Origin of the sequence: Kothea flammea, from assembly GCF_052161645.1 — a bacterium.
Classification (GTDB): Bacteria; Planctomycetota; Planctomycetia; order Pirellulales; family Pirellulaceae; genus Laterigemmans.
In genome coordinates this window covers 1,445,820-1,470,265 of sequence record NZ_CP197414.1, presented here as the reverse complement: position 1 = coordinate 1,470,265, position 24,446 = coordinate 1,445,820, and the positions used below count along the sequence as shown (strand labels likewise).

The following is a 24,446-nucleotide window of genomic DNA, read 5'->3' as shown; positions in this document are numbered from 1 at the left end:
CGGCTCATCGCCGAACTCGTCGAGGTATATGGTTGGAATGAAGAGTTTGCCAAGCAGAAGACCGAGGCGTTCGAACGGAAGCTTTCGATCGGCGAGAAATCGAGCACGTATCGGTTGGGAGTCTGATTCTGGCATGGCGGATTCAACCAATCGTCTAGTCGGAGCGATCTGCGGGATGGCGTGAACTGCTACACTGAAACAAGACGACTGGCATATCGTGATCCCAAGTCTGGCGACTTCGGCTACCGACGGCCCCAACTTTTCGATGGGTTGATCCTTGCATGACGACGGAATTGCCTCCAAAACCGCTCCGGCCCACACCTCCAACGCGATTCCCGATCGTCGGCGTCGTTGCATCCGCAGGTGGCCTGACGGCGATGAAGCAACTTCTCCGGGAAATCACGCCCAATTGTGGGATCGCGTTCGTCTTGGTCCCGCATCTGGACCCTAAACAAGGAAGCCAAATGGTCGCGATCCTTTCAAGGGATTGCGTATTGCCGATGGTCGAGGCGACCGATTCAATGGTCCCCGAGGCCAACCATGTCTATGTGATTCCCTCGAAGCTTTATTTGACGATTCGCGACGGTGCGTTTCAATTGAACGAACCAACCGATCCGGAAATTCGCGAAACCGCGATCGACATATTTCTACGATCGCTGGCCAAGGACCAAGGCGAACACTCGATTGGCATCGTCCTGTCGGGAACCGGTAGCCACGGTACGCTCGGCATCCGAGACATCAAACTCGCCGGCGGCATGGCAATCGCTCAAGAACCATCGACCGCCGAATTTGACAGCATGCCGGCCAGCGTAATCCGCGAAGGCTTGAGCGACTACGTGCTGCCGCCGGCCGAAATGGCCAAGACAGTCGTGCGGTACATGCGGCAACCCTATCTCAACGCCGTCACGTCGGTAACGCAGGAGATTCACGCCGAAGACGGACAACTGGATGCGATTTTGGAGATCCTTCGTAAGCACACTCAATTCGATTTCCGCTGCTATCGCGAAAGCATGGTGTTGCGGCGGATTCAACGCCGGATGGGATTGCATCAGTTGGAAACATTCGAGCGATACATTCAACGTTTAAAGGATGACTCGACAGAAATCACGGCACTCTATCGTGACCTGTTGATCAGCGTGACGGCTTTCTTTCGTGACCCCGAAACCTACGAAGCGCTGTCAAAGAAACTTCGAACTGATCTCGAGGCGCGTAATGCTGATCGTTTTCCGTTTCGCGTTTGGGTGCCCGGTTGTGCGACAGGCGAGGAAGCGTACTCGCTCGCCATGCTACTTATGGAAGGCCTCGACGATCGCGACAAAGTTCAGCTCAAGCAACCATCGACTAGCAAGCCCATCCAGTTGTTCGCAAGTGATGTGGATGACGCGGCAATCGCGATCGCTCGCACGGGCATTTACCCAATTAGTATCTCGGCTGACGTCTCCGAAGACCGATTGCAACGATTCTTTACAAAACCCGAAGACGGTCATTATGAAATCGGCAAGCAACTGCGTAACGCCATCGTCTTCTCGCGGCAAAACGTCATCAAGGATCCGCCCTTTTCCAAACTGGACCTGATCTCCTGCCGAAACCTGCTGATCTACCTCGAGCCTGAAATGCAGCAGCGGGTTCTATCGCTCTTTCATTTCGCCTTGGCCGATGATGGCTTGCTCGTGTTGGGACCGGCGGAATCGCTTGGTCTCGCCAGTAACCTCTTCAAACCGATCTCGAAGAAATGGCGGATCTTTCAAAAGTTGCCGACGAGCCGTCGCAGTTTGATTTCTTTTCCGATCCACATAGCGAATGCATCCCAAACCGTCCAAGCGAACGCACCAACGAGAGTTCCATTGCGTCAGGTGTACAAGTCCCTCGTCGAGAAGTCGCTGACCACCCACTACGCGCCGGCAACAGTGTTGATCAACCGCCGTTACGAAGTGCTTTACGTTACCGGCCCGGTGGTCGACTACCTTGAATTCCCCACTGGTGAATTGACGCAAAACTTGTTGGCGATGTGCCGTCCTGGCTTACGAACCAAACTGCGGTTCGCTTGTCAAAAGTGCATCGCCGACAAAACTGAAGCAGATTTTGTGACCGAGATTCAACGAGGTGAAAATACGATCCATTGTGGCATCCAAGTCCATGTGGTGGATCTGCCGAGCGCAGCGGAAACGCTCCTTTTAGTGAGCTTTATCGATAAGCCGTCGCGGGGCAGGAATCCCAACAACACGATGCGGCAGCAAGGATTGGTCGGCAGGCTGCTCCATCGCCTTCGATCTAAAGCCACCAATCCCTGCCGCGATCAAGAACAACAAGAAATCGAACACAACTACCTTCGCCAAATGGAGCAAGAGCTTCAAACCAACAGCGAAGAACTGGGCAGCGTGATCGCGGAACTCGAAGGAGCCAACGAAGACCTGAAGACGTCCAATGAGGAAATCATGTCGATGAACGAGGAGCTTCAGTCGGCCAACGAAGAACTCGAAACGTCGAAAGAGGAATTGCAATCGCTCAACGAAGAACTCAGTACGGTGAACCATGAATTGCTCGAAAAAGTAAACGAGTTGGACGTCGCCAACAATGACATTTTGAACCTGATTGCCAGCACCGAGATCGCGACTTTGTTTCTGGACAACGACCTGCACATCCAGCGGTTCACACCACCGACGTTGGGGCTTTTCAATCTACGCTTGACCGACTTGGGGCGTCCCTTGGGCGACATCACGCCGCGTTTCGACGACGGCGAACTCCGGAGCGATTGCCAGAAAGTGCTCGCAGGTTCTGCATCCATTCAACGCGAGATTGTCGACCAAAACTCGCGACTCTACCTGCTTCGCATTCTTCCCTACCGCTCCAATCGCGATCACGTTTCCGGAGTGGTCATCACGTTCGTGGACCTTACCGATCGGCTGAAGTTGGAACGATCGCTCAAAGAGATCAAGGACCACATCCTGGAAATCGCATCCACTGAACAGCAACGGATCGGACAGGAGTTGCACGACGGTACGCAACAGGAACTGACGGGATTGTCGCTGATCGCCGGCACCATCGAAGACTTTTTCGCCCAGAAATTGCAGGCGATGGGCGACGACGATAGTCCGATCTCGTTCAGACACGACGAACTAGTGCGGTGCGTGCAAACGTCTGCCAAGCTGGTGCAAGGATTGAAAAAAGCCAACCAACATGTGCAGTCACTTTCGCACGGCATCATGCCGGTTCAGATCGACGCCGAGGGGCTGCAATCGGCGCTGACCGAACTGGCTGGCGCGACGACCGTGGTTGGAAAGATTGCTTGCGGCTTCGTTCAACATGGTTCATCGACTATCGCGAGCAACAAGATCGCCACCCACCTGTATCGAATCGCCCAAGAATCCGTCAACAATGCCTTGCGGCACGGAAACGCCACCGACATTCAGATTTCGCTATCGACCAACGACGGACAAACGGAACTGGAAGTCAGCGACAATGGAGTCGGTGTCGACGAAGCCGTTCTGCGAAGTCACGGTAAGGAGGGCAGGGGTTTGCAGATCATGGAGTACCGCGCTCACGTAATTGGCGGCATCCTATCGATTTCGCCGGGAAGTAACCACGGAACCATCGTGCGATGCACGATCACAACCAAAAGGAAAGTATAATGAAGGAGTTCCAAAAACGATCACGAATTTTCTTGGTCGACGACCACCCGATGATGCGAGACGGATTGTCGATGCGGATCACAGCCCAACCCGGATGGGAGATCTGCGGTATGGCCGCGACAGAAGACGAAGGTTTCAGACTGATTACTCAGCAATGCCCTGACTTGGTGTTGGTCGACATCGCGCTGGGATCCGGCAACGGCATCGACTTGATCAAGCGTGTGCGAAGTCGAAATCGGAGCGTCAAGTTCCTGGCGATTTCCGCGTACCAGGAATCGCTGTACGCCGAACGCGCGATGCGTGCCGGAGCGCTTGGCTACCTCAACAAACAGGAAACCAACGAAAAGGTGATCGAGGCGATTCGCACGGTCCTGAAAGGCGAACGATTCATCAGCGAAGCCCTGCAGGCCCGCCTAGTCGCATCGGCCCTCGGCAACGCATCGGTTGATCAAGATCCGATGTCCCGCCTGAGCGATCGGGAGAAAGAGATTTTCCGGCTGATCGGTGAAGGCTTAACGACCGGTGCCATCGCCGAGCAACTCCTGCTCAGCACTCACACGATCGACACCCACCGCGAAAACCTCAAGCGCAAACTCAACGTTGACACGGCAGCCGAACTGAGCCGCTTAGCATTTCATTCGATGATCGAAAACACATGAGTCTCGTATTTCGGCGATTCCGCAATCTCAGATGATCGTGTGAACGAACTCGTCAAAGCATTGCTGATGTCGGGATTTGAGCAGAAGCCAGGGGCTCCGTTGTCGACGCAGCTTGAGGCAATGCTCGGCAATCTGTATGCCGCTGATGGGCATTTAATTCTTTTGAGAACTGTGCAGCAACTTGGCGACTCAGCGAATCAGATTCGGCGCATCGACCGGCTTAGCGACAAACTCGGTGTAGCCGGCGGCGAGTGCGTCTTGAACTTCGTCGGCAGTCGCACCGGCAGTCAATGCGATGACGAGCATCGAATAGCCCTCGTCGCGCAATCGCTGCGTAGCCTCGCGACCATCCACATTGGGCATTTGCATTTCCATTAGAATCAACCCGATCGGTTTGCCTTCTTGCTCAGCCTGTCTCACGACGCGAAGCACTTCCGAGCCATCCACGACTTCCGTGACATCGACACCGGCGCGAGAAAGAAAGCGGCTGGTGACCAGACGCATGTCACGCGGCAGTGTGGCGGCAGCGGACTGGGGCAGGGAAGCACGTTCTTTGCGCGTTCTCCAGTCGCCTCCATCGACAAGATGAAATTAGTTCAGCCCAATCTGTTGCTGCAAGACGAAGAGCCTGAAGATGTTGCTGTTGAGACTTCATTAGCCGTTGGCTAAATGTTCGTCCGACTGGGTCGGCGGCGTGAAATGCTCCAATCTCAATTGCTCGATTTTGATCGTGGCGCTTTCAACGCAGAACCCGAGGCAGCCCTCCGTGAAAGTTTGGTCGGCAAGTGACAGCAGCACACGTCCGCCGACGGACAATTCGAGGTAACTGCCATAGGCGACCAGTTGCAATTCCACCTCGCCGCGTGTTGCAACTTCCCAATAATTGGCTTGCAGAGATCGGAACTGCATCATGTCTTCGCCACTGCCATGCGGGCCACTGCCCCATGAACGCAATTGAGCGACGCCTTTATACAGGTCGAGTGACAAGTAATACCCATCTTGAGTTTCCCGGTCGAGCCGGAACGCGATACCACACTTGCCCTCGCTTTGCATGGACAGCTTGGCCCGCAAGCGAAAACAACCGAATGTTTCAGGCATCGCATAAATCTGGAAGCCACATTCGCATCGGAAACGGAAAGAATCGTCATGTTCGACTGCGACGTGGTCTTCGTGGTCTTCCTTCAATGCCTGGAACTTGCCGATCTCAGCCGTTCCTTCCACCAGCGCGTCAAACCCCTCAAAGGTTTGCACGTGAAGGTGTCCGCACTCGGATCGTGCCAGGCGTTTTGGCGGGGGCATTAAATTGTTTGTGAGGCGGTCGCTACCGCCTGGCGTGAAAAAACTCCACAGCAGGATGCCTTTGTCGTCTTCTGTGATCCGGCCCGCGTAGTTTCCGGCGGCCAACAGCACATTGTCGGCGTAGCTTTTCCACGGCTTGCCAATATCCTTGGTGTGCCAATATCGGATCTTGGCATCTTCGCGCATGCTTCCGACGAGATAGTATTCACCGTCAAGTTTGAAAAGGTTGGGGACCTCCACGTCGTCGTAGAGACCCGGATGGTGCAAGGGCCGGCGGGGCTCGAAATGGTGCGGTGCGGTCTCTTCCATCACCGCTACACATCCGCGTCGAACGACCGGTCCGTGGTTCACTCGACCAGCGCATAGCAGCCAGCCCCGGTCACCTTCGCGAAAATAAAACGGGTCACGCCAAGATAGCCAGTGTCGCCCCTCATCGATTTCTGATTCATAGAATCGACCGTCCGGGCTGAGCGGAAAACAGCTTTCGGGATCGTAACCGAAGGGTGGTTGTTTTGGACGGCCGGGCAGATCATAGGGAAGCCTTGATCGACGGTCGGTCCATTGAACCGGTGACTTCTCCCACGTGTACAAGTCGTCGCTGAAAGCCATGCCGATCCGTTGTTTCTGACCGTGATCCCGGCGCGATAGGCCCGTGTAAAACATCCGCCACGAGCCTAGCTTGTAAGGGTCAGACGAGACATGGATTGTCCATAACATCGAGTCATCCCACGAACCGGGATGTCCGAGAAATAACGCATTTTCCACTCGCCGCCATGACAGGCAGTTGTTGCTGACTGCGTGAGCAATGAAGTCGTGGTTAGGCAGGACGAGGTGGAAGAGGTGATAGAGGCCATCGTGGAAGAGCACATCGACATCACCAAGTGTTTTTCGCGAACCAGCGGTTTCGGTATACATGGAGCAAGGCTTAGAGTGATTGGAAATCGTTCAGCGTGGTCAATTGGCATCTGCGTTGGAAATCCAGCGACTGAACGCCACACTCATCATCAGCAGAAATGGCCACCGGCACGCTACTGATTTGACGTTGTCCAATCGCCTTTTCAACCAAGTCGCACAATGGCTGAGCAGTTTTCGAACACTTAAATATTAGTCGCGTACGGGTTTCGGGATAGGCGACGCCAGCTGTTCTGAGAGATCACACAGGGAACAGGGTAACAAAGAGGGAGTGCGGTGTCGATTAGCCGGTTCAGGCATCGGCGGGCCCCGATTCGATGCGGCACCGGATTGGCTCACGCCCACACTCACAACGCCCGCATCGCGACCGCCGGTCGACTTGACTGGCGTAATCAGCTTCGCTTTCAGTCGCGACAGGCTTTGCCTTCAAAGACATTTTCAAGAATTCCTTTGCAGGCATGTTGATTCCGTGGCGATCTCGAACGCTGACCTTCGAGGATCCATCTAAGACCTCGAAAATTGAAGCACTCCAACGCAGCCAAGCAGCTAAGGTCGAAACGTCGGGTTACCAGTTTTTGCCTAAATGTTCAAAGCACTCAAACTCAATCTACTGATTTGTGAATGGCGTCGTTGTCACGATCACCACCCTCGCAAGTCTTGTCCTCGCGGCACACAATCTTTTGCCGCTCATGGGGTTGTCAAAATCTTGAATCAGGTCAACGAGTTGTTCTTCCGTATTCATGATTCAACACCCTTCTTTAATTTAATGGTTGCGGACCTAGAGGGTGGTGGTTTAAACGCGGCTTAGTTGATTGCGATTTGACCATGAGATATGGCGATCAACAGCACGATTACCAGGCCGATAATCAACCTAATTAGTAATCAGCCGATGTTGAAAATAAGCATTTCTGAAGTTTCTAATGAAAAGGAGTTGGCGGCCAAATAAACGGTAGTCGATTTACTCGCTTTTTTCGAGGACGATGCTTTCAGGTTTTGCACCCAGCTCTTTCAGCGTGTCGCTGATCTCGTTGACCATGGCCGGCGGTCCGCAGACATAGAACGATTGCGTAAAGTCGCTGACATGTGACGCCAGCCAGCGACGCCCCCCCAGACTAGTAGTCACGGTGCGTTTCGCCGGTTAGGGTGCATACGACGCGATGGCCAAGACACCGAAAAAGCTCACCTTGCAGAAACACGTCGCTAACTTTTCGATTGCTGAAAAACAAGCGATTTCCGTTAAACTCTTTGTCTTGCTCGAGTTGTCTGACGATGGCAATGAAAGGAGTAATACCAGCCCCGCCTGCGATAAAGACACCAGGACCTTGGTACTTGATCGCTCCCCACGGTTCGCCCAAAGATCCACGAACATCTCAATGATTTTCTGGTGGAATTGTCAACGACCGCCATTGACAAAGATTCCAAGTCACTCCCGTTTTTTGTGGAAGACTTGTCGGACCTGGAAACACTGCTCGACCAACTGCAGGTTGATCGCAGTGTCGCGGCGGTGTCCGATCGATTTAGCGGGGGATCCTCCCAGGCGTCAGCGACACTTAAACGCTTTCTGAACGACAAGCTTGTGAATTACGAGGATGGCCGCAGTCTTCCAGAACAGGAAACTCTATCCGGTGCTGGAAATCGTTGGCGACCACTTGGAATCACTGGAAGGTGCCGTAATCGACAACCCGTCGCCAGCAGTCCTTGGCGAGCTGAACCGGTTAAAAAATCAACTCATCAATCTGCGCCGAGCAATCTGGCCCCAACGCGAAGCTATTAATGAACTGGTTCGAGGTGATCACAATTTAATCTCCGAAGAAGTCGGTGTTTACATGCGAGATACGTACGACCATTGCATTCAGAAGTCCGAAGTTGCCGAAATGTATCGAGAATTGGTGACCGGCCTGATGAATACCTATCTGTCAGCCGACGATAGAGGATCTCAAATGATCGGCGACGCAAAGCCAGTCAGCTTGCTCGATCGGTCAGCAGCGATCTCCTCGGAGAGGGTGATTCGTTCGCAGTTGGGCACACTGGCAAAACATTCGACCATCGCGATGAGGACGGAATCAGTCAGCTGTTGACGGGCTGCCTGATCGTCTGACCGTTTCAGGATCACCCGTCTCAGTGGGCTCGGTAACTTGGATGTTGGTCGCCAAGTGCTGCAGTGCCATCCGCTGAATCTCGTCAGTGGCCACATGCTCTTCGCGCTTTCGCGCGACCTGCGAATTCGCCATGCGTCCGATGTGGATTACGGGCTCTCCTGGTTGAACTGCCGGCAACGTCGTCATGCCAATCACGATACCCGAAAACGGTGCTTCTAAGCGGCTGTGCTCTTCGGTCAGCAGGTTACTGTTTGATGCAATCGTTTGCCCTTTAAAAACGCTGTCACCGGGTGCAACGTGCATCGACATGAACCCGCCCCGCTCGGCGCGAATCCATTTAGTTTGCCGGATGACCGCTTGGTACTCGGGAGTATCGGCCGGGCCGTCCACCATTTCCAGCATTTTCAGGACGTTGAAGACGCCTCGCAACATGCAGTCGGCGACCGACGATTCGACCTTCCAGACTTCACCACCCTCCACCACGATCGTCGGGCATCCCGCTGCGGTCGCTTCGCGACGAAATGATCCCTTGGGGCCTTTGCCATGCAGGATGATGCCGCTGCCGAACGCTTTGGCCAGCTTCAAACAGATCGGATTGTCCAGATCGGCGCGGGCATTGGGGAAGTTCGTGCGGCGAACCGCTGCGGTGTGGAGGTCGATACCATAGTCGCACCGTCGAACGATCGAATCGAAGGTCACCTGTGCCAAACGTGATGCCATGCTGCCGGTTTTGTTGCCTGGGAAGCAACGGTTCAGGTCGCGACGGTCGGGCAGGTAACGCGAATGACGTTCAAAGCCCAACACGTTGAGCACCGGAACCATTAAAAGTGTTCCCGCACTGAGGTCCCACGAACCATCCGACAACATGCTCCGGATCGCTCCGGTGCCGTTGAGTTCGTCGCCGTGCAGTGCTGCAGTCACAAACACGGTCGGTCCTGGTTTCTTTGCCCGGCGAACACGAATTGGAATCACTACATCACGACTGCTATAGCTCTCCGAAATCACCAACTCGGTATTGACCGCCTCCCCTGGTCCGACCTCACAGCCGAACCAGTTTTCATTTTTATCATCCCCGCTCATGAGTACACGGGCTGGGCGGTCGCGTGCTCGACCATCTCAGCTTCCAGCTTTTGTGGCTCAGGAGTACGTTTTTTGCGAGTCTTCTTGGGAACCATGGATTTCATATTCTCTTGCTTTCCAAAACAGAGCAAACGATCTCCCGGCTCAAGGACTCGCGAGACCTTCGGGTTCGGGATCACGGTCTTGCCGCGGTAGAGAGTGAGGACATTGATGTCTTGCTCCGATAATGCCGCTTCCGTGATGGTCATGCCGACGAAATGCGAGCCCTCGGGAATCACCAATTCCGACACGGTATAACCCCTGCTAACGGTCAGCTTTTGCCGAACGTCCATCTCGGGAAAATCGGTGTGGGCGGCGCAATAGTCGATGATCGCACCGGCGATGTCCATTTGTGTGGCCGCTTCGATGCCTTCCAGGCCCGGTGAACTGTTGACTTCCATCACTTGCGGGCCATCCTTGCCTTCAAGCATATCAACGCCCGCGATCCGCAGCCCCATAATCTGTGCGGCGCGAATCGCGGTTTCACGATATTGGTCATCAAGCTCGACCTTCTCAACTTGTCCTCCACGGTGAACGTTGCTACGAAACTCATCGCCTTGAGCGACTCGCCGCATCGCTCCGATGACTTGATCGCCAATGACGAAAGCACGAACGTCGCGTCCCTTACTTTCCGCGACGAAACCCTGAACAAGGACGTTTTGTTTCGCCGTTTGCAACGTCTCGATGATCGCTTCGGCAACCTTGATCGTATCGGCCAGGATGACTCCAACGCCCTGAGTACCTTCGAGCAGTTTGATAATGACCGGCGCGCCACCGATTCGCTCAATCGCCGGAATCACATCACTTTTGTCGCGAACGAACGTGGTACGAGGCATACCGATATGGTGTCGGCTAAGGATTTGCATGCTACGCAGCTTGTCGCGACTGTTCGAGATTCCTCCCGAACTGTTCGCCACAAACACATTCATCTGTTCGAGCTGTCGTACAACAGCAGTACCAAAATACGTGATGCTCGCTCCGATCCGCGGAATCACAGCGTCATAAACACTCAAGGGTTTTCCCTTGTAATACAAGTCAGGCAATCCCGATTGCAAGTCGATCGAGCACTTTAGCGTGTTGATGATAGACGTCTTGTGGCCCCGAGCTTTCGCCGCATCAACCATTCGGCGAGTGCTGTAGCAACGTGGGGCTGTGGAGAGGATGCCAAGTTTCATGTTTTATCCGGATTGGCTAAGATCGCTGCGTGCATGGTCGCAAGGTACGTAAACGCTTGAAGACGGTTTAGATTGTATCTGATTTTGACGCGCCCCGAACAGCCATTGCGGTTATCTACCACTTCACTATCGGAGGGACAAAGGGCGCGTATAAGAGCGCATGTATTCGTCAAACTTGATTTGAACGCAAAGCCCCACGCGGCAAGAAGGATTCAGGTACGATTCGGTGCATTTGTTCCCCAGCGCGAACTCAAGCCGTTTCAGCGCGTCCGATGAACCAAACAAATTTCCATGGTAACGAAAAAGCAGCCGACCCTCCGATGGATTGGATGGCGAGAATCGGTGGGCCTCCCAGACTTGGACGAAAAAGCGATGAAGGCGAAAGTCGAAACGGGCGCTCGGTCCTCCTCGTCGCTTCATGCGTTCGACATTGATGAATCTACCCGCGATGATGAAAGTTGGGTTCGATTCAAAATCAATCCTTCTCAGCGGACTAGCAAGTAGACCATCGGAACCGAAGCAAAGTTCCTCGAGCATCGGTCAGTCCGAAGCTCAAGTGAAAGAGCTTCCCGGCGTCCGGTCATTCTTACGCATGTGAAGCTGATCGGCACAATTGGGTCCATTGAGCTATCGCTTGCCAACCGCGACGAAATGGGATTTCGCATGTTGCTCGGTCGAGAAGCCTTCCGTCGATGACTCGTGGCAGACGCAAGAAACTCCCACCATGGCCGACGGCCACACCCAAAAAAGTGCCTCGGCAGTTAGCCCAAGTCGCTAGGTTATAGGAATCTAACTGCGCACGCTGCGATTGACGCACAAGATCGTCGCGTTCGTGATTCGATCCAGACTCTTTTATCACTTGGCTTGGTCTGTTGAAGGATTGCTATTCAGCGTTGACCTTAATCGTGCGAGGTCCGCTTCGTCGTTCGCCGGGTCGAAGCCGAGCTCACGTTCATGTCGGATGAGTGCTGCATGTTCGTCGGCGATGCGCGATCGAAGCTCGGAAGCCTGTGCGATAACATAAATGCCGGCAACGTGCACGTCGTCTCGTATCGTGACTTTCCCGTCGTGAATAGCATGCTCCACATCGTGAACGCCATCTGCATCCAGGGCGAAGACATTGACAGTGTCGCTCAGCCAAGAGGGCAAGTTGAATTGCAACTCGGCTCTACGGGTTTGAAAATGAAACGTTTTGTCGTCCAGATCGGGGCGGTAGCCAACGTCGTGAATCACCAGCAGAGCCGCGTTGGGTGCGACCACAGAGTTGATCTCCCAGTCCGGTTTGCCATCCTTTTCAATCCGTCGATGCTCGAAAGCGTCACCGGCAAGCAGGATCTCGTCGACCAGACGAATTTCACGATTCACTCTCGAAATCGGCTCAATCAAATCCGGAAACTTAACAAGTGATTTGAGACTCAGATTGAACCAATACAGCGAAGTGATGCGGTTGGACAGACCATGCCACGCCTGAGCCCGCAGTTCGTCAGGCGTAGGTGATCGGCGCCGCGAACTGAATAAACTTCCCCAGCCGTCGTGAGCCCCCTGTGACCAATAGGCAATCGGGCGCGGGCGACTGAGTTCCCTTAGGCTACGTGTCATGTCACCGATCGTTTCCAGCGGCGCTCCCCAGCGAATGCGTTCACCGTCCCAGCGATCGTAGTTGGTCCACGAATCGGCTGCAGGGGCAATTACGCGATATGCATCGTAATGCGGATAGTCCGATAAGCCGGCGTAATGGCGCCACGTGCGTTCATCGCTGAGCGTGACACTCGTCGGTAGACGACTGGCTTGATAGGGAGCGAGCAATTTCCAAACTTGCTGAGGCGGAATTGGTCGCCCTCCGCCGTATTGCGGCTCGCCGATAAATTCAACCGCATGAATGGTCGGTAGCAGTTCCTCCGTATCGTAACGCGACAGGTCCTGCATTCGATTAAAGCGTTTCAATGGAAATCTGCTGTAGCGTTCCTCGTTGTCGGTGTAGCCAGGCACCTCCTCGATCTGTCCCGTGTTGACGTGCATTCTGCTTAGCGTCTTTAAATATTCGTCGATGGTCAAACTATTGCGGCCATTGATGTCCGAAGCGATCCAGCCACCGCTGATGTCGAATACCTCGGGCTTGATTTTCAGGAAGCCCCACAACGATTCGACCTCATCGTCGCCGGATGCCATCTGCACTTCAACCACCGCATAGCTCCGCGGAAGCGGATCGCAATTGACGACGAAGCCACCGCGAGAATCACCATGCAGCGTTGCATCAATTGGAAAACAAGTCAACTGATCAAGCTCATGCGCCAAGCGAAAGACATGAGGATCTTTCCCACCGTCGGACAGCCACAATCGAAATGACTTGAATTTAGTAGAGTTGGCTCCAGTGTGTTGCACGTGGACCACAATTTGATGCGGATAGACCGCCCCGGTCGGATGACCGTCCGTTTCAATGGCGAGAAACGTGACAGCGGACAGCCAGGTTGTCGGGGCATCCAACGCCAAGACTTGTTTCGTTCCTTCTTCAACAAATTGCACGGTATGCTGAGTACCCGCGGCCCAGGTCGCCGACTGACCATTGAACGCAACAACGGTCAGGCAATCAGGTGGCAGTTCGACGCCTTCCTGCAGCCAGGATTGCGGGCTGTCGTGCCACGCCCACAAAGACAAATCGACGAGTTCCTGAGGAGACTTGTTATCAAACAGCAACGGGTCAGATTTGCGAAGGTGAATCGGAACACTGCTGCCATTATGCAGAAACAACTCGACGCGTGCGGCCAGTCCCGGCGAAGGTGGTCGCCTCCATCTCATCACGGAGGACTGACTGTGAGGCGTTACGTTGATTCCCGCGATGTCCTGGCAGAATCCAGCTTGGAGAAACAACACGCTTACCAGAGTTACGACAACGACGAACAGAGCTAGCAGCTGAGCAGGCCAGGATGACCTGCTGACCGCTCGTCTAAGAATCGGTGGTTTGATTGAGCGCTTGGACACTCGCAATTCCTCAACTGTTTTCATGCGCTGGCTGCCTGGCTTGGAATATTGAACTATGAAGATGTTTCTCTGTATTCTAGCAAGCCGAGCTGAGCAGGTAAGCGGATTCCACCGAAGCCTACGACCGCAGCAAGAAGTTCGAACATCATCGAACGATCCCCAGCTTGATGCACGACGTTTTAATCGCCCAATACCGACACTCGATCGATTGCTTCACCCGCAGCCACGAGGTAGCGGAAACGTACTGGGAGAATCAGCGGTCGAACAACGCAATCCTGCGAGTGGGAACGCGGGTTCAACGGGCTGGCTGAGGCAGTTGAAGGCCAAACCGAATCCCCACTGTCAATCGAGTCGTTTTCACGCTAGTGCGCGTTACTGTTGGACGAATTGAACGACGAAAACCTATAAGCGATCGCCATGTTGGACTCCAAGTTTGAAGTAGCCGGGAGGCGTTAGGCTTCCAGCTGACTCTGCTGCGTGAGAGGGGTCGCGGACAACATTGGTCATTGGCTCTGCTTGTCCGGATGGCTCTGGTACGATTCTGTTGCCTAAGAGTACATACCAAGCATGCAATAGAATTGCGACGCTCGCACTACATCATATATCGCAGCATATCGTACGCAGCGTTCTCCTTCGCATCGTCCTCAACCACTGCAGCTAGTTCGCCAAAGCCGAACATGGTTTTCACGCGGTGGGTCAGGAGTGCACGATCGTAGGGAACACCACCTGAGGTCCAGTATGACGGGCTATGTGGTGTGAACTTTGAAACCTGCAACGGGCCCCTTTCGCTGGCAACGTTCGGCAGAGTCTGCCAAAGTCGTAAGTGTTGGCGGTGGGATTGGACCGCTCTCGAAGCCAACTCGGGATAGCCGAAGTCCGCGAGGTCGGCAATGGCGGCGGCATGGTTAATGATGTGAACGAGCCCACCGTAACCGCTACGATGAATCTTTGGGTCCTGGCCGATCGCCTCATCAAGCACGGCGAGTGCCATTCCTTCGATGTCATCGTATTGTGGTGTGGTGTCGTCATCTGGAAGCAAGACCTTGTGGCCATAAATTCGACCTTTGTCCTGGCCATAGTAGCCGCTGCCGGGTGTCTCATTCCTGAAAAGATTTATTAGTTTGACGATTCCCTCGACTACCGCAGGGGTTGCGTATTCGGGACGGTCTTTCAAGGCTCGAATTGCTAGCGACGCGAAAATGACGTTATGGCCGGATTGACGTGGTTTGTCGACGCTCTCCTCCAGGCTTTCTGCGATGCCTTCGATCAACGTCGCGTCGGCACTCTGCCGCGGAAACGCCTCGAATAGGTCGGAATCGTCAAGCGACGATTTTCTCGACATCTTCTTTCCAAACACGGACTCGCCGCCAATGACACGCTCAACGTCATCTTGGATTCCCTTGCAAACTTCGTCATCCAAGTCAGGACGTTGCACGCCGACGTAGTAACCGGCGATCAGAGACGCTCCGAGATGCCCAGCCATGGAACTCATGTGGTGGGCGCGGGCCAACGCGTTGAGCCCCTTCTCAAGATAGCGAACATCTAGTGGCCAAGCCGTTGCGGCCGGCACTTCATCACCGTCAACCGATGAACCCAGGAGTCCGGAAATTCCGAGACCGGCGGCAACGCTTGCAGAGCGATTCACAAAATCTCTTCGTCGCATGCGCATGAGATGGCTTTTCGTTTTCATTGGGGCGAGTTCATCGGGGCGATCAAACTAACGCTAAAGTTCCGATACATCGGTTGGCTTGGCGTACGCGGGCAATGTGTTGACCCACTCTGATCGATTGTACAAGCTTTTCCGCTCACTTGGTCATCAAAGCAAACTATTTCTGACATCGACTGCCGAGGTTCAAAGACGATACCCAGTGGACTGAGTAGGATTGCCGGAAGGATCAGCAGGTCGCCAATGATGGCACAAGTGAGTAAGGCGACCATCATCCAAGCAAAGCGTGCTGTGGGAACAAAGTCGCTCATCGCGAAGATGGCAAGACCCGCGCCGCAAATCAAAGTCGTTTGGATCATCGCGCGACCGCAGTGCCTGTAGGCTGCGTGAACGGCTTCAATCCGCGTTGCACCCTGGTTCACTCTTCGGGTGAAGAATGTCAGAAAGTGGAGTGTATCATCCACCGCTATTCCCATCGCGACGCTCGCAGTCATGATTGAACCGATGTCGACGGGATGCTCGATCCAACCGAGGAATCCAAAGAGCGCCAATGCGGGGAAAACATTGGGAATCATCGACAAGACTCCGGCCAAGAATCCGGCTTCCACGATGGTCATCACGACGCCAATCAACACGAACGCGGTTAAGAAGCTCGCAAAAAGGTCTTGCAACAATTGGCTTTGGATTTCATGCACCAACGGCATTAGCCCGGAAAGTTTGACCGTGTAGCGATGCAGATCATCCGGGTCAGACGGATCTGTCATCGAATCTTGAATCGACTGTAAAGTATCGCCATAGTGAATATTGGCGAGCGCGGAGACATGAGCTGTCAGCCGCCAATGCTTGGTAGCACCTTCGCAAGACAAATAGCCAGCTCGAGAAATAGCTGCTTCACCGGTTGCCAGAGCTCGCTCTGCCGCCTCCCCTTCCAATGTAGCCGGTGGCTGCGGAAGATAATCCAGGCATGACGTGACGGCGGCCACATGAGGTGATTCGCGTAGCCTTTGTTCTAGTCGATGAAGCAAGACGAATTGCTGCCCCACTTCAATCCGCGACGACTCTGGAATGGTAACAACTGCTTCGATGGGGACGAGTGGCCCGACGTGTGTTTCCAGCCAAGCATAGTCGGCCCATAAGCGACTGTCTTTGCCGAACAAGGTTTCGATGCGAACGCTGGCCTGTAAACGACTGACACCAATTCCCAGCACCGTGATTCCAATCGCTGTGAAAATGCAGACGAGCGTTGCGTATTTGGATTGCAGCTTCATGAGTGCAGTCCACAAGGCTGCTATTTTCTGGGGCCTGGGGTTCTTGGGGGATCCGACCACGGAGCGTTCGGCCACGTTCAAGAAGCCGGGCAACAAGACGAGCAGAACTCCGACAGTTGTCAGCACGCCCATCGCTGCGAAAATGCCGAACTCCCGCACAGCAGCTAGGCCACTAACGGCGAGTGACCCGAGACCGATCGCCGTGGTGGCCGAAGAGAGGACACACGGCAGCCATCCAATCTGAATTGCTTTCGCAACAGCGGACTGATGGCCCGTTTCCCTGGCGGCATCGATGGTGTAATTGACTATGTGAATCCCGCCTGCAATGGCAAGTACCTGGATCAGCGGGGGCAACACGATCATCAGTGCAGTCATCTCGCCGCCGCCGTGATGCAAAATTGCCAGTGCGATCACTTGGCTGACACATGACATGGCAAACACGAGAACAGCGGCGTAGATTGATTCGAGACAAACAATACAGACGCACAGCACAATGATTGACGACATCGGTGCAAAACGACTCATCGTGACTTCGCTTGCTCGGTCAACGGCGTAACCGTCCATGATTGGACCGGCCAAGTGCTGCTGAGTGTACTCTGCTCCAGCGTACTTCGACGCAGCAGCACGAATCAGCGGGACCAATCGCGTCCGTTGGCGCAGCCCTTCGTCGTTGAACGCAATCACGACCGCGGTGGTGGAATTGTCTGGACCAAGTAACGATCCGGCAAGTCGCTGGCGGGCCTGTTGATCGCTCAATCCCAGTACGGGTCCGGAAAAGGCTTGATGGAGTTCACGCCCCGAGACGACGCGATGGAACAGCCAGTGTTCAGCGTCAAAGAAACACGATGACTTTCGCAGCGATTTGCAGAAGAGATCAAGGCTTGAGTTCTCAATCGTGCAGCCAGGCCAACTGATGAAGACTACATCAGCCGATCCGAAACGCTCGCTGAACGCATCGTAGTCGGCCCGTGGGGCAAAGTTGGCATCAACCCAGTCCAGCGGAGAGTTCGCGACTGGCTGGAGTGCAGCAATCGCTCCAATACCAATCCATGGCGAAAGCAGCAGCAGGTAAACCAGAATAATCTTGAACCTTCGCTGGTTCATGGTCTTATTCATGCAGCAACCCGAGGTCTTTCAACATGCGCAAGAGGTTCTGACGAACTCGTCGTTGGCTCTGCGATGTGCGGCTTTCTCGCGAGCGGACCAAAAGCGACAAGCGGATATCCCCGAACAGATCGCTCGTAGGCTCTGTACGGTTCCCCAATGAAATGTTCGAGTCGACGGTCTTTAAGAAAGCTGCCATAGAATATGTAGCTGGTCCAGATTGCGGTGAGTGCGGCGTGGTCGAGCGTCATCGTTGGCGTAAACCAGACCAGTCCGAGAAAGCTAAGGTACACAGGGTGTCGGATCAGCTTGTAAGCCCCACGAGGGTTGAACTCCCGTCGCGGCGGCTTTTGGTTTTGTAGCCAATAATAAAATGGAGTCCATCCGTTTTGGTAGCCCAGTCCGGTCAGCGCAAGCGAATAAAGCAATGCAGCCCAGCACGCATAGAAGCACAGGTGAACGATCGACCGTGCATGTCCACCGGCTTCCCAGAGCACCGTTTCGCTACTTCGCCATCCGAAAAACAATGCCAACAGGCTAACGCAAGTGACAACGCAAAACGTGCTGTCGTAAAAAGCTTGCGGAATCCAACGTGTCAAATACTTGCGAGTCTTGGGGACAAGCATGACGCTATGCGAAACGGCAAAGATGATTGCCAGCCCGCAGTCGCGCAAGACCCAATTTCCATGGGATTGGCTGATTGCCCCGTCGCGAAGAAACCAAAATAGAAACCAGACAGTAACTAGAAACAGGAGCTGGTTACCGAATCCATAGCTGATGCCGGCCAAACGACGCAATTGCGAGTTTTTAGACAAGGTCGAGATCGGGGATTCCATTCTATTGTTCTCCAGTTAAAGTCGCCGAACGCTTCGCGGTCGGAAGAAAATGCAGCGAACGCTCGGCGGTCGCTTACAAAACTATCTGAAAGCTGCGCATCGGCGAGTATAAGTATCCGAACGTGGAGCGGTTGGCCATATTACGAACCGGGCTTTCCTGCACTCCGTCGATTGAAATTATGCTGTTGCCGCAACGGTGAATTATTGACGGGTTGGGATGTCTGTCATCGCGACGCTGGCGGTCGGGGCGACATAGAGGTCGCCGTAGATCTTCAACGGATCCGCAACACCGATTGCTCCGAAGGCTTTCGAGTAAGGCGTGATGCCGAAAGACGTTTGTTTGATGACAAAGCTACCGCGAATGTGCAACCAGCCGCGTGTCTGTTCAACTTCAACGCTGATGGCCAACGGGCGTGTCGTTCCATGTAAAGTGAAATTGCCTTTCAATTCGTAGATGGGCAATCCACTGGAATTAGTTTGGCCGCTAGCGATTGCCGAATCAATTTTGAACGTCGCCGTCGGATATTTGGCAACATTCAAAATTGCCGAGCCTTTCATGTTGCTGTTCACGGCAGAGCGAGTTCCCTCGTCAGTCGTTCCTTCCAGGCCGACATACTTTCGAGCAACTGGTGTGTCGGCTTCGAATGACTTCATGTCGAAGGTAAGTTTCCCCGCATTCTGAGCCGCTCCCAACACCAGCCTGCTGGACAAAAGCTTCGCTTCCACCCCGTGTTGGTGCCCAAGTCCCGTCTTGTCCACAAACACATAAACACGACTCGCTTGAGTCTGGACATCGGCCGGTTGGTAAGACGGCGTGCCGACTTCTTGACCGCAAGCGGTGGGAGATGTGCTAGCGAAGATGGTCCATGGAACCAACACCGCCACCATTAGGGCGATGCAAAAACGATGGGAGTGGGAGTAAAGCATGTCAGCATCCTTTGAAATTTTTGCTTTGGAGCGTGTCGGGCTTCGTCCAGTGAATATGCCGCTGGTCATATTCTGAAAGCAAAGCCAGTACCGAACCAAGATCAGTTGGGTGCATGCCGGCAAATTCCCCGTTTTTTTTGACTCAATTGTTCCCAAGAAATTTCTATGCCGGGTCAGACCGCATCGCCTGGACAAAGGCTGTCCACGTCGCTGGACATCTTTTTTCACTTTCCGCGGGTCAATCGACTTCGCCAATCGAACAGGAATGACGTTGCAATTTTCGCAACTGGCAAAAAACAAGTACCGGCCGAGTTTCGTATCCATGCGCTGCGAAGCGACGGTGAGACTTTTCCGATTCAGGTGTCAGTTAGTGACTATCCGCCGGAATCCCGGCAAACAAGAATTGCGATCATTCGCGACCTAACCGAGTTTGAAAAAGCCGAACAGGAGCGGATCACGATGGCCCGGGAACCCAAGCGTTGCGAGCACAGCAAATGACGGCGCTAGCACAACTCGGGACCGGTGTTGCTCATGAGATCCGCAATCAACTGACGTCGATCAAGATGTTGATCAAGATGTTGATCCACGTCAATTGTGCAAAAGATACCAAAGAGGGGTTACCCACCGATGATTTGGCACTCGTCGAACAAGAAATTCGTCGCATGGAACGCTACGTCAACGGTTTACTGGACTACGCTTGTCCATCAAATGGATTAAGTCGGACAAACGGATGAACCGATACAACAGGCAGGGCGAAATTTAACGGCAGGACCGGTACGCTCTAGCCTTACCGCAAGTTTCACGAGGGGATCTTCAAGGATGTCTATTCAACGCGAGATTCCCCTGCCTGCCAGCCCTCTGATTGCCTTAGTTGTCTGTTGGTTAACTCTCGGCATTCACCAGTCGGCAGAGGGACAATCGCGGACGCCAATCATTGTCAATAATTCGAAAAACGACACCAGCGGCGTGATGCTTCCTTCGGATTGGCAACAAACCGTGGCTGACCTGCAAGGTCAGATCGATGCTCTCAAGACGACGAGTCCAGAACAAGTCTACTGCACCACCACCGAGCCGGACGCAAAGCCGAGCTTTCCGAACGTGCGAGTGACAGGGTTCTTTCAAGCGGATGCTTTATGGGCCAGCCAAAGCCTCGAAAACCAGATTGCGGTTGGAGATGGCGTTGCATCCGATGGAGATGTTCAAGACGGCGCCGACTTTCGTCGCGCTCGTTTGGCAGCCGTCGGACAGGCTTGGGACAATGTTGCTTACATGCTGGAAATGGACTTCGCGTTTCCTGGCCGCCCCAGTTTCATGGATGTCTGGTTGGAACTGGATGACGCCGTGGGTTCGAGCAATCTTCGGATTGGACAATTCCGGCAACCGCTGGGGATGGATGGTTTGACGAGTGTCAAGGAATTGCCGTTCTTGGAGCGGGCCCTGCCGTTCGCGTTCCTACCGTTTCGTCAGATCGGAGCCATGGTTTACGGCAACAGCAAAGACGAACTGGCAACTTATGCAATTTCTGGTTTCCGTTTTCCAACCGATACGTTCGGTGGAAATGTGGGCGATAACGGTGGCTACGGCATGTCAACACGTGTAACCGGACTACTCATCAATCAGCCAGATACCGATGTATTAATACATATTGGCGGCGGCTACAGCTTCATCGATCCGGCCAATGACCTCGTCCAGTATCGAAATCAACCCGAGATCTTCGTCGGCGAAACCGGCGGCGGGGCCCTGGTTCCTGTGGGAGTTCCAAGCAACTTACCGCCCTTCGTCGACACTGGCCTGTTGGCAACAGAAAATGTCCATTTGGCAAACGTTGAATTGGCAATGGCTCGAGGCTCTTTCTACACTCAGTCAGAAGTGATCGCCGCATTCGTCAATCGTCAGGGTAACAACGCTGTCGCGTTTTCCGGTGCCTACGCTCACGCCGGATATTTTTTGACCGGTGAACGTCGCCCGTATAACGGCAAAACCGGTGTCTTCGGTGGAGTGACACCGAAACAGAGCGTTAGTAAGAGTGGAGGTATCGGAGCCTGGGAAGTCGCAGCAAGATGGTCGATGATCGACTTGAATGACGCAGACGTTCAAGGTGGGCGACTCAACAATCTAACTGGCGGTTTGAACTGGTACCTCAATCCAAATACCAAATTCCAGTTCAACTATATCCACGCCATGCTAGACAGCCGAATTAACGGCGAAAGTGCCGCAGACTTGTTTGCGATGCGAGCGCAAGTTGCCTTCTAGCTCCATAGCCTGCCGTGCGGTTGAAGCTTGCACCGTTTCAGCCGGACTCGAGTGCAGCCGGAGTGCCACTGCTATACTGGGCCTGCAATTCCTTGTCAGCGAGCCCTATGCCTGCGACAACGAGACGGTAAGCTGGCCTACGCTGAAGCGGCCCGGTCCTCAGGATTGACAGAGCAAGTGCCTTGAGTGAATTCGTTCAAGTATTATTGTTGACCACGCTGGCGGGCTCCGCGATTCCGATCGGTGGAGCAATCGCGATGGCGGAAAAAATTTCACCGCGGTGGCTCGAACAAGAATTTCGCCATAGCGTGATCGCGTTCGGTGGCGGCGTGTTGGTGTCGGCAGTCGCGTTGGTGCTGGTTCCCGATGGTGTGAAAGAACTTTCGCTCAGCTGGATCGCCGCCGCGCTCGTTGCAGGGGCAGTCGTGTTTTGGGGCTTGGAAACCCTGCTAGCCCGGTCGCGGAATTCCATCGCTCAGTTGGTCGCGATGCTATCGGATTTCATCCCCGAAGCGATTGCATTGGGGGCCGCGTTCGCGCACGGCGAGGCGAGCGGGTCATTGTTGGCGGTCTTAATCGCCCTGCAAAACCTCCCAGAGGGTTTCAATGCGTTTCGTGAGCTGAAAGCGAGCGCCAATATCGGCGACAAGAAACTGCTCCTGTTACTGGCCGCCTGCGTCCCGCTGGGGCCGCTGGCCGGCTGGGTCGGCTATCAACATTTGGCAGCGTACCCACGTGTCGTCGGCTTCATCATGCTGTTTGCCGCTAGTGGCATCCTGTACCTGACTTTTCAGGACTTGGCCCCACAATCCAAGAGTCAAGATCAACGTGCACCGGCCATCGGTGCGGTCTTGGGATTTCTGCTAGGTGTCATTGGGCAGGTCTTGCTGGAAGGTTAGATCTTTGCGTCTTTGTGACATCCACATGGCGGTGAGCGAAGTGCGTGGTATCGCGAGCACTTCAGGTTAACCGCTGGAGAATGTCAAACGGGAGCCGGACGCACCGATTTTCAGTTACAATCTCAACCTCGAAAATACGTTCTGCCCGTTTCAAGCACGCGTCCCATGTCGGCTGTCCCCAAGTCGTATGTCACCCCCGAAGACTGTCTTCATCGCGAGCGGAAGGCCGAATTTCGCTCCAAGTACTATCGGGGCGAGATGTTCGACCATTATCGAACGATCACCAGCTTGATGCATTACGTTTTGATCGCTCAAGACCGACACTCGATCGATCTCTTCACACGCAATCCCGATGGAAGTTGGCGTTTGACGAGTTGTCAGGGCTCAGAAGGCAAGGTAGAGCTAGCTTCGATTGACAGCCATCTCGTCGAGACCGAAGTCTACGACAAAGTCGTCTGCACTAAATAAGCAAAGGCCCCAGAGTAGGTGTCGGCGACAGGCAAAACAAATCGCAATCCCTCTAGACCCGAAAACCGAACACAAATACTTCCCGGGCGAGAGACTTCCCAAGTCACCTAATAAGCCGGAACTCGCTCCCCACCGTTGCGAGTGCAGAGCGCCATGAAGGTCGCGTGATCGATAGTTTTGGACAGAAACTTAACAGAGCCGTCAGCCATTGCCACGGTGACTCCCAGAGGTTCATTTTGAATCGCCGCAAAAGCTTCCTCAGGCGTCAACGCTGATGGCTTCGTCCATTCCACCGCAGCTTGCGTCAACATAACAGCCAGGATCGTGTTGGATAAACCGTCTTCGAAGTCACTGAAGGAGACGCTTTCGCCATGGGTGAACGCCGCCTGCACGCTCTCAGGTGGCCCAGGGTTAGTAGCGATAACAAAGACATTTGCCAACGCAGGAACTAACTCAGCGCGAGTTGATGCATAAGTTATCGGCCTAAACTCTAAGAGGAACGCATTTTCGGGTGCGTTCCACGGCTTTGGATTCTCTAGGTCGACTCGCTCATAAAGAGCCCACTGTTCAATGTAGGGCAGCAACCGAATTCGCCATGAGAGAACTTCCTGACCCTCAGAGTCCAGGACTGCTGGCAATGGAAGTCCTGCATGCGCTGCGTCGTGGTTGTGCATCGCCAAAGCGATTTGCTTCATATTGTTTGAATCTGACGTCCTCCGCGCCGCTTCACGAGCCGCTTGAATGGCGGGCAACAGCAGTGCACCAAACACGGCACACACCATCAGGGTAAATACAAGCACCACTGAAAGCACAATAATGATCGTCACAGGCGCGTTTGATCGCTTTGCTGGTGACGTGGGTGCACCATACTGGCCGTCAGCCGCATAGGGCGAATTTCCAATCTGTGGACCGTCGCTTGACATTCAGAGCCCCGTAAGCGATTGATATAAATCAACTCTTGTACCTCAATGCGAGGGTACAGTAAACGAATAAATAGCTTCCCGTTCCTTCTTTAGCAATCTAGCCGCGAAGAACCGCACATTCAAGGGGCGCAACTGCTTTCATATGACTAGCCAGAATACAGGTGCGATGCCTCTTAGGGGTAGACAACGCTCACGATGGATTTGACCCCAGAGACCAACTCCCGTAATCAA

Annotated in this window: 19 protein-coding genes and 1 pseudogene; 9 read left to right on the top strand and 11 right to left on the bottom strand. The window is 54.0% G+C overall.

Going from position 1 to position 24,446, the window contains the following annotated elements:
* Window positions 1-281 precede the first annotated feature (281 nt).
* Together SH139x_RS05160 and SH139x_RS05155 are read left to right on the top strand one after the other, a co-directional pair.
* Complete coding sequence (locus SH139x_RS05160; RefSeq protein ID WP_488354219.1) at window positions 282-3,629, top strand: chemotaxis protein CheB; 3,348 nt, start codon at window positions 282-284, stop codon at window positions 3,627-3,629.
* Entirely contained in the window at window positions 3,629-4,288 is a 660-nt protein-coding gene (locus SH139x_RS05155; RefSeq protein ID WP_488354218.1) for a response regulator, read from the top strand. The genes SH139x_RS05160 and SH139x_RS05155 overlap by 1 nt, the downstream gene beginning before the upstream one ends.
* A gap of 189 nt (window positions 4,289-4,477) precedes the next feature.
* Here the strand turns inward: SH139x_RS05155 and SH139x_RS05150 are convergent, their stop codons facing one another.
* The 4 genes from SH139x_RS05150 to SH139x_RS05135 all read right to left on the bottom strand — a co-directional run bounded on the left by SH139x_RS05150 (window position 4,478) and on the right by SH139x_RS05135 (window position 7,854).
* The gene (locus tag SH139x_RS05150; protein ID WP_488354217.1) at window positions 4,478-4,792 is read right to left on the bottom strand and encodes a response regulator; all 315 of its coding nucleotides are present in this window, start codon (window positions 4,790-4,792) and stop codon (window positions 4,478-4,480) included.
* Between the two features lie 150 nt (window positions 4,793-4,942).
* On the bottom strand, window positions 4,943-6,502 hold the full coding sequence (locus SH139x_RS05145; RefSeq protein ID WP_488354216.1) for a glycoside hydrolase family protein: 1,560 nt from the start codon (window positions 6,500-6,502) through the stop codon (window positions 4,943-4,945).
* 955 nt (window positions 6,503-7,457) lie between these two features.
* Window positions 7,458-7,622, bottom strand: coding sequence for a hypothetical protein (locus SH139x_RS05140; protein WP_488354215.1), 165 nt, complete (start codon window positions 7,620-7,622; stop codon window positions 7,458-7,460).
* Window positions 7,612-7,854: a ferredoxin reductase domain-containing protein gene (locus SH139x_RS05135; RefSeq protein ID WP_488354214.1), complete on the bottom strand. Its 243-nt coding sequence runs from the start codon at window positions 7,852-7,854 to the stop codon at window positions 7,612-7,614. The genes SH139x_RS05140 and SH139x_RS05135 overlap by 11 nt, the downstream gene beginning before the upstream one ends.
* Window positions 7,855-8,088: 234 nt before the next feature.
* Between SH139x_RS05135 and SH139x_RS05130 the strand changes: the two genes are divergently transcribed.
* Entirely contained in the window at window positions 8,089-8,577 is a 489-nt protein-coding gene (locus tag SH139x_RS05130; protein WP_488354213.1) for a CorA family divalent cation transporter, read from the top strand.
* Here the strand turns inward: SH139x_RS05130 and SH139x_RS05125 are convergent.
* Complete coding sequence (locus tag SH139x_RS05125; protein ID WP_488354212.1) at window positions 8,563-9,678, bottom strand: succinylglutamate desuccinylase/aspartoacylase family protein; 1,116 nt, start codon at window positions 9,676-9,678, stop codon at window positions 8,563-8,565. The two genes, SH139x_RS05130 and SH139x_RS05125, sit on opposite strands and share 15 nt — an antisense overlap.
* On the bottom strand, window positions 9,675-10,892 hold the full coding sequence (locus SH139x_RS05120; RefSeq protein ID WP_488354211.1) for a RimK family alpha-L-glutamate ligase: 1,218 nt from the start codon (window positions 10,890-10,892) through the stop codon (window positions 9,675-9,677). The genes SH139x_RS05125 and SH139x_RS05120 overlap by 4 nt, the downstream gene beginning before the upstream one ends.
* A gap of 291 nt (window positions 10,893-11,183) precedes the next feature.
* On the opposite strand from SH139x_RS05120, the pseudogene SH139x_RS05115 reads away from it, so the two are divergent.
* Window positions 11,184-11,588, top strand: a pseudogene (locus SH139x_RS05115) (ATP-dependent zinc protease family protein).
* A 159-nt stretch (window positions 11,589-11,747) separates the two neighbouring features.
* Here SH139x_RS05115 and SH139x_RS05110 read toward each other — a convergent pair.
* The 4 genes from SH139x_RS05110 to SH139x_RS05095 all read right to left on the bottom strand — a co-directional run bounded on the left by SH139x_RS05110 (window position 11,748) and on the right by SH139x_RS05095 (window position 19,672).
* Window positions 11,748-13,871, bottom strand: coding sequence for a hypothetical protein (locus tag SH139x_RS05110; RefSeq protein ID WP_488354210.1), 2,124 nt, complete (start codon window positions 13,869-13,871; stop codon window positions 11,748-11,750).
* Between the two features lie 592 nt (window positions 13,872-14,463).
* Entirely contained in the window at window positions 14,464-15,516 is a 1,053-nt protein-coding gene (locus SH139x_RS05105) for a hypothetical protein (RefSeq protein WP_488354209.1), read from the bottom strand.
* Between the two features lie 41 nt (window positions 15,517-15,557).
* On the bottom strand, window positions 15,558-17,921 hold the full coding sequence (locus tag SH139x_RS05100) for an efflux RND transporter permease subunit (protein WP_488354208.1): 2,364 nt from the start codon (window positions 17,919-17,921) through the stop codon (window positions 15,558-15,560).
* Window positions 17,922-18,946: 1,025 nt separating this feature from the next.
* Window positions 18,947-19,672 (bottom strand): YceI family protein, encoded by a 726-nt coding sequence (locus SH139x_RS05095; RefSeq protein WP_488354207.1) that lies wholly within the window; start codon window positions 19,670-19,672, stop codon window positions 18,947-18,949.
* 165 nt (window positions 19,673-19,837) lie between these two features.
* Between SH139x_RS05095 and SH139x_RS05090 the strand changes: the two genes are divergently transcribed.
* From SH139x_RS05090 to SH139x_RS05070, 5 genes are all read left to right on the top strand, one after another.
* Complete coding sequence (locus SH139x_RS05090; protein WP_488354206.1) at window positions 19,838-20,170, top strand: PAS domain S-box protein; 333 nt, start codon at window positions 19,838-19,840, stop codon at window positions 20,168-20,170.
* Window positions 20,167-20,406 carry a histidine kinase dimerization/phospho-acceptor domain-containing protein gene (locus SH139x_RS05085; protein ID WP_488354205.1) on the top strand — a complete coding sequence of 80 codons (240 nt, stop codon included), beginning with the start codon at window positions 20,167-20,169 and terminating at the stop codon, window positions 20,404-20,406. The genes SH139x_RS05090 and SH139x_RS05085 overlap by 4 nt, the downstream gene beginning before the upstream one ends.
* 85 nt (window positions 20,407-20,491) lie before the next feature.
* Window positions 20,492-21,925 (top strand): OprO/OprP family phosphate-selective porin, encoded by a 1,434-nt coding sequence (locus tag SH139x_RS05080; RefSeq protein ID WP_488354204.1) that lies wholly within the window; start codon window positions 20,492-20,494, stop codon window positions 21,923-21,925.
* A 182-nt stretch (window positions 21,926-22,107) separates the two neighbouring features.
* A complete protein-coding gene (locus SH139x_RS05075) occupies window positions 22,108-22,824 on the top strand; it encodes a ZIP family metal transporter (RefSeq protein WP_488354203.1) in 717 nt (238 codons plus the stop codon).
* Between the two features lie 165 nt (window positions 22,825-22,989).
* On the top strand, window positions 22,990-23,292 hold the full coding sequence (locus tag SH139x_RS05070) for a hypothetical protein (RefSeq protein WP_488354202.1): 303 nt from the start codon (window positions 22,990-22,992) through the stop codon (window positions 23,290-23,292).
* Window positions 23,293-23,399: 107 nt separating this feature from the next.
* On the opposite strand, the gene SH139x_RS05065 is transcribed toward SH139x_RS05070, so the two are convergent.
* Window positions 23,400-24,215, bottom strand: a complete 816-nt coding sequence (locus tag SH139x_RS05065) for a DUF1559 family PulG-like putative transporter (protein WP_488354201.1) — start codon at window positions 24,213-24,215, stop codon at window positions 23,400-23,402.
* Window positions 24,216-24,446: the final 231 nt, after the last annotated feature.